This is a genomic window from Agrobacterium sp. MA01 (assembly GCF_009650195.1).
Lineage (GTDB): Bacteria > Pseudomonadota > Alphaproteobacteria > Rhizobiales > Rhizobiaceae > Allorhizobium.
This window is the reverse complement of record NZ_CP045854.1, coordinates 1526551-1539206: the sequence shown is the minus strand read 5'-3', so window position 1 is coordinate 1539206 and position 12656 is coordinate 1526551. Positions and strand designations below refer to the sequence as shown.

Genomic DNA, 12656 nt, shown 5'->3' with positions numbered 1-12656 from the left:
GACCGGAGAGTGCAGCCTTACGCAACGTTGAGTACGGATTCCGGCGCATGGGCCGGATAACCCAGGGCATCGGCCACCGGCTTGTTGGTGATCCGGCCCTTGTGAACGTTGAGACCGTTGCGCAGGTGCCGATCCTCGGCAATCGCGCGCAGACCGCGATCGGCAAGCGCCAGCCCATGGACCAGCGTTGCATTGTTGAGGGCATGCGCCGAGGTGATCGGAACCGCGCCCGGCATGTTGGCGACGCAGTAATGCACGATGCCATCGACGACATAGGTCGGGTCGGAATGGGTCGTGGCATGCGAGGTCTCGAAGCAACCGCCCTGGTCGATGGCGACGTCGACGATGACAGCGCCCTTCTTCATGCCGGACAGCATCTCGCGCGTGACGAGCTTCGGGGCAGCCGCACCGGGGATCAGGACCGCGCCGATGACGAGATCGGCGGAGAAGGTTTCCTGCTCAAGCGCATCGATTGTGGAGTAAACGGTGTGAACGCGGCCGCCGAAGATGTCGTCAAGCTGGCGCAGGCGCGGCAGCGAGCGATCGAGGATTGTGACATCGGCGCCGAGACCGACGGCCATCTTGGCCGCATGCAGGCCGACAACGCCGCCACCGATGACGGTGACCTTGGCCGGCAGCACGCCCGGCACGCCGCCAAGCAGGATGCCGCGGCCGCCATGGGCCTTCTGCAGGGCCGTCGCACCCGCCTGGATCGCGAGACGTCCGGCGACTTCCGACATCGGCGCCAAAAGCGGCAGGCCGCCACGCTCGTCGGTTACAGTTTCATAGGCGATGGCAGTCACGCCCGAATCGAGCAGCCCCTTGGTCTGGTCCGGATCCGGCGCAAGGTGGAGATAGGTATAGAGGATCTGGCCTTCGCGCAGTTGCACCCATTCGGAGGGCTGGGGCTCCTTGACCTTAACGATCATGTCGGACTTTTCGAACACGTCCTTGGCCGAGGCTGCGATCTTCGCGCCAGCGGCGATATAGGCGTGGTCGTCTGCGCCGATGCCGGCGCCTGCTCCCGTTTCGATCAGGACATCATGGCCATGAGCCACATATTCTCTGACGGCACCGGGGGTCAGACCGACACGGTATTCATGGTTTTTGATTTCCTTCGGGCAACCGACACGCATGAAGCGTTCCTCTCTCTTATTCGCAGCCGAAGCTGCTTTGTTTCAGATACGGAAATTCAAACATTCTCCGCGCAAAATGTCCTTGCAAAGTGAAGCCTGGGACATCAGACAATTCGCAGCTTCTTGCGTCAGGCAGCTGCAAAACGGAGAAATCTACGAATGGCGGAACTGGATGCCATTGATCGTGCCATTCTGAAGGCGCTTCAGGAGAATGGACGGATGACCAATGCCGAGCTCGCCGAAACGGTGGGCTTATCGCCCTCCGCCTGCTCGCGACGCCATGACATGCTGGAAAAATCGGGCGTGATCAGCGGCTATCATGCGCGCCTGTCGCACAAGGCGATCGACTACAAGATGATGGTGATCGTGCACATCTCGCTGTCCGGCCAGTTCGCCAAGACGCTGACCGAATTCGAGGCCGCCGTGAAGCGCTGTCCGAACGTGCTTGTGTGCTATCTGATGTCGGGCGAATACGATTACATTCTGCGTGTGGCCGCCAAGGATCTCGAGGATTACGAGCGCATCCATCGCGACTGGCTCTCGGCGCTGCCGCATGTGGTGAAGATCAATTCGAGCTTTGCGCTGCGCGAAGTGATCGAACGTCCCAATGTGGGTCTTTGATGAAGGATCCTGAAAATCCTAATGAATTGGTTTAGACCGTTCTCACAGATCGGGCGTAGGTTCGTGCCATTCCTTTTTCTATTCAGGACGGCATCATGAGCAATAATCTCGGTATGGATGTTCGCAAATCAGCCCGCAACCGCTGCCGGATCGACAGCAAGATCCGCTATTTTCAGCAGCAGGCGGATGCGCGCGTGATCAATATTTCGCGCACCGGACTTGCTCTGGAACTCGCAACCAAGCTGACCGCCGCCGCCGGCAGCCAGGTGACCATCGAGAACGCGGATATCGGCCATCTCGAAGGCGTCGTCCGCTGGAATTATGGTGGCCGGATCGGCATCATGTTCCGCCCGAACAGCAACTCGATCGCCAAGGTCGCGGCCTATTTCCGCAACTACCACCAGGAAGTCCGGCCGGTCCTGCGCGGCTGACCCTGCCGCGCGGAAGTTAACGGTAAACACCCCGCATAACTGGCAAAACACCCAAATTCTCCTGAGGAGATCGCTCGCATTCTAATGACCTTGGCCAGATGCCGTTAAGGCGCCTGACCGAGGTTTTCTGCGTTTCTTTCATCAATTTGACGGAGCGCAATTTTATGCTTGCTGCCAAACTCAATCCGGACGGCCGCCGAAGCCACCGTATCCGCTGTCACATCAGGGGCACGCTGGAATTCATCGGCCAGAAGTTCAACGTCCGTATTCTCGATATTTCCCGAACCGGCATGGCCCTGCATCTGGAGGGCTGGATCGAAGCCAAGCGCGGCGCGACTGTTACCGTCAGCTGCGCCGAACTCGGTCACATCGAATGCACCGTCCGCTGGTACCGCGCCGGCAAGATGGGGCTCGAATTCGAGCAGACCACCAATGCGGTTGCGCAGGTCACCGCCTATTTCCGCCACTTCCATCGGGATCCGCGGAACCTCGTGCCGAACTAGACACGGCCACGGCACGTCTCACCCCTGTCATTTTACAGGTGCAAGCCTCTTGAAAGCGACTTAACCTCTGTCGCTTTCAGAACCTGTTCTTCGCGAGGCCCCCATGCCGTCTTTGCTCGATCTTCATGCGATTTCCCGCCGATCTTTCCTCAGCGGCGTCGCGGCCTCCGCGGCGCTAATCACGCTTCATCCGTTTGCGGCGCGCGCCAATGGCAATCAGGCGCATCTCAGGCTGATGGAGACCACCGACATCCACGTCAACGTGATGCCTTACGACTACTATGCCGACAAGCCGAACGACACGATGGGCCTTTCGCGCACCGCAAGCCTGATCGATTCCATCCGCGCCGAGGCCGGCAATTCGATGCTGATCGACAATGGCGACTTCCTGCAGGGCAATCCGATGGGCGACTATATGGCCTATCAGAAGGGCATGAAGCCAGGCGACGTACATCCGGTGATCAAGGCGATGAACGTGCTCGGCTATGATTGCGGAACGCTCGGCAATCACGAATTCAACTACGGCCTCGACTTCATGTTCAACACGCTGGCGGGTGCGCAGTTTCCCTTCGTCTGTGCCAACCTGACCAAGGGCCAGCTTGCGGCCGATCCCAAGCAGGATCCACTCTATTTCAAGCCCTACCACATCATCGAAAAGCAGATCCGCGACGGATCCGGGGCCACCAGCCCGATCAAGGTCGGCTTCATCGGCTTCGTGCCACCACAGATCATGCTCTGGGATGCGAAGAACCTCGAGGGCAAGGCGATGACGCGCGACATCCTGCAGGCGGCCCGCGCCTGGGTGCCGCAGATGAAGGAGGACGGCGCCGACATCGTGATTGCCCTTTCCCATTCCGGGATCGACGGGCAAGGCGAGACAGAGGGCATGGAAAATGCCTCGCTGTATCTCGCAGGCGTCGAAGGTATCGATGCGATCTTCACCGGCCACCAGCATCTTGTCTTCCCCGGCCCCAAAGACTTCGACGACGTGCCGGGTGCTGACGCCGTCAAGGGCACGCTGCTCGGAAAGCCAGCCGTCATGGCCGGTTTCTGGGGCTCGCATATGGGGCTGATCGACCTGCTGCTCGAAAAGGACGGCGCGAGCTGGAAGATCGTCGACTTCACCTGCGAAGCGCGGCCGATCTATCATCGCGACGACAACCGCAAGGTCGTGGCCGACGTGACAGACAAACCTGAAGTGCTCGCCTCGGTCGCGACAGAGCATCAGGCGACACTCGACTATGTGCGCACCCCCGTCGGCAAGTCGTCTGCGCCGCTCTATTCCTATTTTGCGCTGGTGGCCGACGATCCGTCGATCCAGATCGTCTCGATTGCGCAGTCCTGGTACATCAAGGACATGTTGAAGGATGGGCCTCACAAGGATCTGCCCGTCCTGTCGGCGGCGGCCCCGTTCAAGGTTGGCGGTCGTGGCGGCGCCGATTATTTCACCGACGTGCCGGCCGGCGATATCGCGATCAAGAACGTCGCCGACCTCTATCTCTATCCGAACACCATCCAGGCCGTGGCGATCACCGGCGAACAGGTGAAGAACTGGCTTGAAATGTCGGCCGGCATCTTCAACCAGATCGAGAAGGGCGCGAAGGACGCGGCCCTGATCAATCCGGATTTCCCGTCCTACAATTACGACGTCATCGACGGCGTGACCTATCAGATCGATCTCACCAAGCCCGCCCGCTACGACAAGGACGGCGTCGTCGTCCATCCGGAATCAAGCCGTATCGTCAACCTGCAATTCGACGGCAAGCCGATCGACCCCGGCCAGACCTTTGCGGTTGCGACGAACAACTACCGCGCCGGCGGCGGCGGCAAGTTCCCGGAGATTGCCGCCGACAAGGTGATCTTCGTCGGCCCGGATACCAACCGGGACATCATCGTCCGCTACATCGTCGAGCAGGGCACGATCAATCCGTCCGCCGACGGCAACTGGTCGTTTGCACCGATCGGCGAGACCAGCGTGATCTTCGAGACCGGCCCGAAGGCACGCGAATTCCTCGCCGACTTCAAGGGCGGCCAAATCGAAGATGCCGGCGAAGCGGCGGAAGGTTTCGCGAAGTTCCGGCTGATGCTCTGAGCAGCGCCAGCATGATGCTGATCCATCAAGAACGGAGTCGATTCAGGATGTTGAATCGATTCCTTAAACTGCCGTTGCAAGTGGCGGTGGGAATGCCAGATCCATGGGGCAGTTCGAAAGCTGTTCTTCGAAGGCCCGGATCAGCCAGGTTCCGGCGGGGCCCGGCGGATTGTCGGTCCGCCTGATGGCATAGAGATTGTAAGACCCCTGCTCATAAGCCGGCAGATCGAGATGCACGATCCGGCCGCTTGCCATGTCTTCGCGAATGATCGAGGCCGGCAGCCCGCCCCAGCCGAGACCGCCACGAATCAGCTGATGTTTGGTTGCCATGTCGCTCACCCGCCAGGTCTTGAACGACAGCACGTTGAAATCACGCCCCGACGTCAGATCCGAGGCGTCGCTGACGACGATCTGGGTTTCCTCGCGCACGTCCTGCAGGGACAGCGTGCCTCTGCGCTCAGCGAGCGGATGGTCGGCCGCCGCCGCGGGCAGAAGGAAATTGTGGCCGATGCGGGTGACGATCAGCGTGTCGTCCTGCCGCGTCGGCGCACCGCCGATGCCGATGGTGGCCCTGCCGCTCATCACCAGCTCGACCAGCCGTCCGAGTTCGCCCACTTCCAGTCGCAGCGAAACGGACGGAAACTGCCGCTGAAATTCGCGGAGCACCGCCAGCATGGCGCCGGTCGGGACGAGCACGCTGATGGCAACCGAAAGTTCCGCCTCCAGCCCCTGATGCATGCTGCGCACCTTGGCGCGCATCACCTGCAGATCACCGACGATCCGGCCGGCATCGGTCAGCATGGCTCTGCCCTCTTCCGTGAGCTTGGGTTGCCGTGTGCCGGTCCGCTCGAACAGAGTCACGCCGAGCTGGCTTTCGAGATTGCCGATCGTATAGCTCACCACGGATTGGGCGCGATTGAGCTGCCGGGCGGCCGCGGAAAAGCTGCCGGTATCAGCCACGGTGAGAAAGACCTGCAACTGGTCGAGAGTGGGATTGGCATCCATGCGATCGGGCATCCATCCAGTTATTCGATATGACCGATCTAGATTATCACAGTTTCATTGATGCGTGCTCGGACATAGATGCATGGCAGGCCTGCTCCCAAGGGCCCACCACCATTCGAGGAATTGCACATGTCTTCCATCCTTCTCGTCACCTCCAGCCCGCGCGGCTCGGAATCCCTCTCGAACGCGATCGCCACCGAGCTCGCCGAGAAGTTCGCCGGCGAGACCGGCACGCTGGTCCGCCGCGATCTCGTCGAAACCCAGCTCGACCACGTCGACGGCGCCTTCACCACTGCGATCCGCAAGTCGGCCGATGCACGCACCGCTGAAGAAACCGCTTCTGTTGCCATCTCCGACGCGCTCGTCGCCGAACTGATGGCCGCCGACACGATCGTCATCGGCACCGGCCTCATCAACTTCAACATCTACTCGTCGCTGAAGAGCTGGATCGACCACATCGCCCGTGCCGGCCTCACCTTCAGCTACACGGAAAACGGCCCGGTCGGCCTCGCCAAGGGCAAGAAGGCCTATCTGGTGCTCGCCGCCGGCGGCATCTACTCCTCCGGCCCCGGCGCCCCGATGAACCATGCCGAACCCTATCTCAAGACGGTTCTCGGATTCCTCGGCATCGAGCTGGTCGAGACTGTCTATGTCGAAGGCGTGGCCTATGGTCCGGAAGCCGCCGAAAAGGCCGTGGCTTCAGCCAAGGCCAAGGTCGAGGAACTGGCGCGCGCCGCCTGATCCATTGACGATCCAGCGCGGCAGCCTCGCTGCCGCCACACTTCTGCAAACGGCAAGAACCTTCAGTTGCCGTTTGCCGCCAGAGCAAGCCCTGTCTCGCTCCCCGTTCGGGACAGGCGCTTGTGGCGATGCGCTGCCAGCCGCGCGACACTGGTCAGCTCGGAGACAACCTCTGCGCTCACCTCGGATGCGACGCTGTCGAGCGGCTGAGGCCGGCCCAACAGATATCCCTGCAGCTCGTCACAGCCCGCGACGCTCAGGTAACGAGCCTGGTCCACCGTCTCCACACCTTCCGCCACGACCCGCATGCCGAGCCCGCTGCCGAGATCGATGATGGTGCGGACGATGGCGTCGGCGGTCTCCTCTGTGCCGAGGGCAGACACGAAGCTGCGATCGATCTTGATCACGTCGAAGGGGTAGCGGCTCAGATAGCTGAGCGACGAATAGCCGGTGCCAAAATCGTCGAGCGCAATCCTCAAGCCCAGCGTCTTCAGATGGCCGAGAATGAGGCGCGCCCGTTGATCGTCGTCGATCAGCACGCTCTCCGTGATCTCAAGCTCCAACTGATGCGGCGAAACCCCGGACGCATCCAGGATCGCTTCGATCCGTTCCAGAAACTGCGGATGGCGGAACTGTACCGGCGAGACGTTGACGCTGATATGCAGATGCTCTGGGAAATCGGTTGCCAGACGGCAGGCTTCGATCAGTACCCATTCTCCCAGTTCGATGATCTTGCCGGACACCTCGGCGACCGGGATGAAATCACCCGGCTGCACCATGCCGCGCTCCGGATGTTTCCAGCGCACCAGCGCCTCGTATCCGACGATCAAAGCATCCGATGCCGAGACCCGAGGCTGGAGATAGAGCTCGAACTCACCGCGCTCCAGTCCGCGCTCGATATCGGCTTCGAGCGCACGTCGCTTCTCGATCAGTTCGTCCATACCCCTGCGGTAGGATCTGAACGTGTTCCGACCGGACTTCTTGGCGTGATAGAGGGCGATGTCAGCACGGCCGATCAGTTCGTCGAGCTCGCCCGCATGCTCCGGGCAAAGCGCACCACCGATGCTGACACCGCATTTGATGCGTTCGCCTTGGCCGGTGTCAAAGGGTTGCCGGAAGGCTTCGACCAGGCGGCGACCGAAATCTTCGCATTGGGCTTCGAAATGGCAATTGCCGAGGATGATCGCGAACTCGTCACCGCCGAGGCGGGCCGCCATGTCGGCGGGACCGAGTGCCGCAGACAGGCGCCGCGCCGTCTCTCTGATCACCTCGTCGCCAGCAGGGTGCCCGTAGAGATCGTTGACGTCCTTGAAATGGTCGAGATCGACCAGAAGAACCCCGCAACCCCACCCGTCATTCGCCTGTTTGACATGGGCGGCGAGCGTTTCGGTAAACAGCGCACGGTTCGCAAGCCCTGTCAGCGGATCGTGCTGCGCCAGATGGCGCATGCGGCTTTCGACGGCCTTGCGCTCACGAAGATCGACGAGGCAGCTGATCCGGATATGCCGGCCGCGATATTCTATATTGCGGCCCCGAGCCTCGATCGGGATGCTTGAGCCGTCGGCGCGGACGATCTGGAACTCTCGCGACACATCGGGCGCCGGATTGGGATCCTCGATGAGCATGCGCCGCCCGGTCTGGTCGACAACATCGAGGATCGACGTTCCGATGAGATCTGCAATCTTGCGACCAGTCAGCACCTCGAACTGCTCGTTGCCGTCAATGATCACGCCGCCTTCGTGCATGACGATCGCTTCAAAGGTGGCGTTGGCGAGCGCCGACACCCGATCCGCCTCTTCCTGGTCGCGGACCTGGGATTCGAGTACGCTTCGATTGCGTTCCTGTTGCTGGATATTGTCCATCAGGTGGTTGAACAGCCGGGTCAGCTTCTCCGCCTCGTCGCCCGGATCGACCGGTAACCGGTCGCCCAGATCGGCCTTGCCGGAAACGAGCTTTGAAAGAGCGTCCTCGACATGGCCGACACCGAGCCGCGTCCCATGTTCGGCGACGTTCAGGCCGATGTCTTCGGCCTCGGCCGTGACGCGAACCGGCACGAGTTTGTCGAGCGTCCAGAAGAAGGCATAGCCGAGGCCGAAGGCCCAGTAGAAGTTCAGCGCGGAGCCAAAGATCTGGATGTAGAGCTGATCGAATCGTCCACCGAGCGGCAGCCGATCGACCGGCGCCAGCAGTGCAAGTGCCACGGTTCCGGCGACACCGGCGAAAGCGTGCACGCCGACGGCTCCGACGGCATCGTCGACCTTGAGCTTCTCTTCGAGATACTGGTTGCCGACGATGGCGACGATGGCGCCGAGCGCGCCCGTGATGAGGGCCCCACCCGGCTCAAGCAGGTGGCAGCCCGCCGTGACGGCGACCAGCGCACCCAGCATGCCACACAGCGCCTTTTCCGGCAGCACCACACCATCTTGCCTCGCACCGATCACATAGCCGACGCAGGTGCCCATTCCGCCGGCGAGAACCGTGTTGAGAATGATCGGCGCCACATCCGCATTGGCTGCCAGGGTGGAACCGCCATTGAAGCCAATCCAGCCGAAAAACAGGATGAGGCCTCCGGTGGTCGCCAGAACCGGATTGTTGCCGGCAAGGCGTACCGGGCGTCCCTCGGCATCAAAACGCCCGCGTCTTGCGCCGATCACCAGGCATGCAGCAAGTGCTACCCAGCCACCCGTGGCGTGCACCACCGTGGAGCCGGCAAAATCGACGAAGCCGAGATTGGCGAGAAAGGCACCTGAGTTCGGCCCGATCGCCGCTCCCCAGACCCAGTGCACGAAAATTGGATAGATCAGCGTCGACAGGATGATCGACCCGAGCACATAGGCCGAGAGTGTCATGCGCTCGGCGACGGCACCGGAAACGATGGTCGCCGCCGTACCGCAGAACATTACCTGGAAGACGAAGAACCCGGCGAGCCAGCTATCGAGGCCCTGCAGCAGGAAATAGTCAGGATCGAGCCCGACCGGCAGGAAGCCGGAGCGACCGAAGGCGAGCATGAAACCCACGACTGCGAAGCCGACAACGCCGAAGACAAAATCCAGGAGGTTCTTCTGGGCGACATTGATGGAATTCTTCGAGCGAACCATGCCGGCTTCAAGAAGCAGGAATCCCACCTGCATCATCATCACCATGCCGGCCGCCGCCATCAGCCAGGCGAGATCGGCAGAAGCCTTGGCCGCCTGAACGGACACTGCGTCAGCGGCATGAACAGGGAGCGCTAAGCCGAACACGAGGCTCGCTGCCAAACCGTGAAAAGCAAGGAATGAAACGGAGCGAAACGCAATGATCACTGGAAAACCCGGACAATATCTCAGGGGCCAGTGTTGCGGCGCATCATTAACATTCGGTGATCGCGAAGAAACATTTCTTCGCAATATCAAAGTGCAACGTCAGACGATGCGCGTTTCCTCGCCATCACCGAACAGCGAGGGGCCATTCTGATCGATGATCTGCTGCGCCTTGCGGAAGGTGCAATCGAGGGCATCATCGAGCGAGGTGAAGACGTCGGCGCGGATGAACTTGCGCTCGAGCACCCGACCATCCACGGTCTGTACGATGCGACCGGCGAGACGATACTGACTGCCTTCACGCATGGGTTCGGCATGGATGACGCAGTCCTTATAGGTCTGCGGCTCGGCCAGGGGCTTGGCAGCGGTCTCGGAAGAGGAACCACCGGTGAAAATGGAGAGGATGCTGGACAGAATAGACATGGCCTGACCTAGCATAACCGGGCCTGCCGAGGAAGAGCAGGTGGGGCGGCTTCCCGCATCATGATGGCGTGATACAGTCGGCACCGGTCGGGAGGGACCGTGGGAGGCTTGAGGATGCGGATCGTCATGGGCTTGTTGCTTGCACTCGTTTTTCTCAGCATCGCGGCTATCGTCTTTCTCTATCTGAGACCACCGGTACTCGCCCTGGAACGAGAGGCAGAGATCGGTGCGGACACGCCGCTCGATTCGCTTGAAGCCCTGATCGCCGACAATGAGCATGACGCAGGCCGCATCCGCGAAGGGCTTGCCAAGCAGATAGTCTGGGCGGACCCCATCCGCAAATCGAAGACGCCGGTCTCGGTGGTCTATGTGCATGGCTTTTCCGCCTCATCCGCCGAGGTTCGCCCCCTGCCCGACCTCGTGGCACAAGCGCTCGGCGCCAATCTCTTTCTCACCCGTCTCACCGGTCATGGCCTCGACGATCCCGACGCCTTGGGCCTCGCGACGATCGATGACTGGGCGGCGGATGTGGGTGAAGCGCTGGCCATCGGTAAACATCTGGGGGAGCGGGTCGTCATTATCTCGACATCCACCGGCGCCTCGCTTGTCACCTGGGCGCTCGGTCGCCCTACTCTTGCGGACAAGATAGCGGCTTCGGTGTTCCTCTCACCCAATTATGGCGTGCAGGCTTCCGGCAGCTTTCTGCTGACCGGTCCGTTCGGCGCCCAACTGGCCCGCCTGATCATCGGCAAGCGCGCCGGCTTTGAACCGATCAGCCCGCTCAACGCACACAACTGGACGACAAGTTACCCGGTGGCCGCGCTCATTCCCATGGCGCAATCGGTCCGGCTGGCAAACCACACGCCGGTGCAAGAGATCCGCGTCCCCGCCCTCTTCCTCCAGTCGGCCGAGGACAAGGTTGTCAGGCCGGATCGGACGGCGGCGGTTGCGGCGCGCTGGGGTGCCGATCACAAGCTCGTCGATCCAGGCCCGACCGGCGACGCCAACAACCATGTAATTGCCGGCGACACCTATTCGCCCGAGACCACCGAGCCGATTGCGAAGATCATCGTGGACTGGCTCGCCGGCCAGGGCATCAGATGATCAGGTTGGCCAGGATCTCGTTCTCGGTGATGTCCTCGAAGCCAAGACCTGCCTGATCGAAACGGTCGAACAGCTCTGCGAAGTTCTCGCGCTTGCCCGTCTCGATGCCGATCAGGATCGAACCGAAGTTGCGCGCCGACTTCTTCAGATATTCGAAGCGGGCGATATCGTCTTCGGGCCCGAGAAGATTGAGGAAATCGCGCAGGGCGCCTGGACGCTGCGGCAGACGCAGGATGAAGTATTTCTTCAAGCCGGCGTAGCGCATGGCGCGTTCCTTGACGTCAGGCAGCCGCTCGAAATCGAAGTTGCCGCCGGAGACGACGGCGACGATTGTCCGCCCACTCAGGGCAACCCGCGGCAGAAGGTCGAGTGCGGCAAGTGCCAGCGCGCCTGCCGGCTCCAGAACCACGCCCTCGACATTCAGCATGTCGGTCATCGTCACGCAGATCGCGTTTTCCGGCACGATCAGCACCTGATCGGGGCGGAAAGCCTTCAGCGCCTCGAAATTATGGTCACCGATCCGGGCGACGGCTGCCCCATCGACGAAGTTGTCGACCTTGGGGAGCGTGACGACCTTGCCGGCCTCGAGGCTCTTCTTCAGGCTCGGCGCGCCCTGGGGCTCGCAGAAGATCATCGCCTCGGGCGAAACCTTGCCGGCGAGATAGCCGGTCATGCCCGACGAGAGCCCGCCACCGCCGACCGGCATGATGACGAGATCCGGCGTCACGCCTTCCGGCAACTGCTGCATCATTTCAGCCGCGACCGTCGCCTGGCCTTCGATGATATCGGGATGGTCGAAAGGCGGGACCATGTAGCCGCCGATCGCCTCGACATGTTCGCGGGCAGCCTGATAGCACTGGTCGAAAATGTCGCCGATCAGGCGGATGGTGATGAATTCGCCGCCGAAGATGCGGGTCTTGTCGATCTTCTGCTGCGGCGTCGTCACCGGCATGAAGACCACGCCCTGAACGCCGAAATGACGGCAGACAAAGGCAAAGCCCTGGGCATGATTGCCGGCAGAGGCGCAGACGAAGGTGGTACCGGAAGGGCTGTCTTCGACGATCTTGCGGAAGAAATTGAAGGCGCCCCGGATCTTGTAGGAGCGAACCGGTGTCAGGTCCTCGCGCTTCAGATAGACATTCGCACCGTAACGGGCACTCAAATGCTCGTTGAGCTGCAGCGGTGTCTCGGGAAAAAGCCCGCGCATGGCTTCCAGCGCTTCGTCGACCTGATCGGGGGTCACGTCAGCCTCCGTTGAATTTTGGACAGAGCCCCGCTATGGCATAGACATCGGGCAGAGA

The 12656-nt window shown here is 61.4% G+C and carries 11 protein-coding genes; 6 read left to right on the top strand and 5 right to left on the bottom strand.

Annotated elements, in window-relative coordinates:
• Window positions 1-17: 17 nt before the first annotated feature.
• Window positions 18-1136: an alanine dehydrogenase gene (gene ald, locus GH983_RS07515; protein WP_054150115.1), complete on the bottom strand. Its 1119-nt coding sequence runs from the start codon at window positions 1134-1136 to the stop codon at window positions 18-20.
• A gap of 159 nt (window positions 1137-1295) precedes the next feature.
• Between ald and GH983_RS07510 the strand changes: the two genes are divergently transcribed.
• From GH983_RS07510 to GH983_RS07495, 4 genes are all read left to right on the top strand, one after another.
• A complete protein-coding gene (locus GH983_RS07510) occupies window positions 1296-1757 on the top strand; it encodes an Lrp/AsnC family transcriptional regulator (RefSeq protein WP_054150114.1) in 462 nt (153 codons plus the stop codon).
• A gap of 95 nt (window positions 1758-1852) precedes the next feature.
• Window positions 1853-2188 (top strand): PilZ domain-containing protein, encoded by a 336-nt coding sequence (locus GH983_RS07505; RefSeq protein WP_153762056.1) that lies wholly within the window; start codon window positions 1853-1855, stop codon window positions 2186-2188.
• A gap of 164 nt (window positions 2189-2352) precedes the next feature.
• On the top strand, window positions 2353-2691 hold the full coding sequence (locus GH983_RS07500; protein WP_153762055.1) for a PilZ domain-containing protein: 339 nt from the start codon (window positions 2353-2355) through the stop codon (window positions 2689-2691).
• 103 nt (window positions 2692-2794) lie between these two features.
• Window positions 2795-4783, top strand: coding sequence for a bifunctional 2',3'-cyclic-nucleotide 2'-phosphodiesterase/3'-nucleotidase (locus GH983_RS07495; protein WP_153762054.1), 1989 nt, complete (start codon window positions 2795-2797; stop codon window positions 4781-4783).
• A gap of 63 nt (window positions 4784-4846) precedes the next feature.
• Here GH983_RS07495 and GH983_RS07490 read toward each other — a convergent pair whose 3' ends face one another.
• On the bottom strand, window positions 4847-5788 hold the full coding sequence (locus GH983_RS07490) for a LysR family transcriptional regulator (RefSeq protein WP_153762053.1): 942 nt from the start codon (window positions 5786-5788) through the stop codon (window positions 4847-4849).
• A gap of 129 nt (window positions 5789-5917) precedes the next feature.
• On the opposite strand from GH983_RS07490, the gene GH983_RS07485 reads away from it, so the two are divergent.
• Window positions 5918-6529, top strand: coding sequence for an FMN-dependent NADH-azoreductase (locus tag GH983_RS07485; protein WP_153762052.1), 612 nt, complete (start codon window positions 5918-5920; stop codon window positions 6527-6529).
• Window positions 6530-6591: 62 nt separating this feature from the next.
• Here GH983_RS07485 and amt read toward each other — a convergent pair whose 3' ends face one another.
• Both amt and GH983_RS07475 read right to left on the bottom strand, forming a co-directional pair.
• Complete coding sequence (gene amt / locus GH983_RS07480) at window positions 6592-9771, bottom strand: ammonium transporter (RefSeq protein ID WP_054150133.1); 3180 nt, start codon at window positions 9769-9771, stop codon at window positions 6592-6594.
• Between the two features lie 159 nt (window positions 9772-9930).
• On the bottom strand, window positions 9931-10251 hold the full coding sequence (locus GH983_RS07475; protein WP_153762051.1) for an HlyU family transcriptional regulator: 321 nt from the start codon (window positions 10249-10251) through the stop codon (window positions 9931-9933).
• A gap of 114 nt (window positions 10252-10365) precedes the next feature.
• Here GH983_RS07475 and GH983_RS07470 point away from each other — a divergent pair, with 114 nt between their 5' ends.
• The gene (locus GH983_RS07470; protein ID WP_153762050.1) at window positions 10366-11355 is read left to right on the top strand and encodes a carboxylesterase; all 990 of its coding nucleotides are present in this window, start codon (window positions 10366-10368) and stop codon (window positions 11353-11355) included.
• Here GH983_RS07470 and ilvA read toward each other — a convergent pair.
• Window positions 11348-12562, bottom strand: a complete 1215-nt coding sequence (ilvA, locus tag GH983_RS07465; protein ID WP_371418476.1) for a threonine ammonia-lyase — start codon at window positions 12560-12562, stop codon at window positions 11348-11350. The two genes, GH983_RS07470 and ilvA, sit on opposite strands and share 8 nt — an antisense overlap.
• Window positions 12563-12656 lie beyond the last annotated feature (94 nt).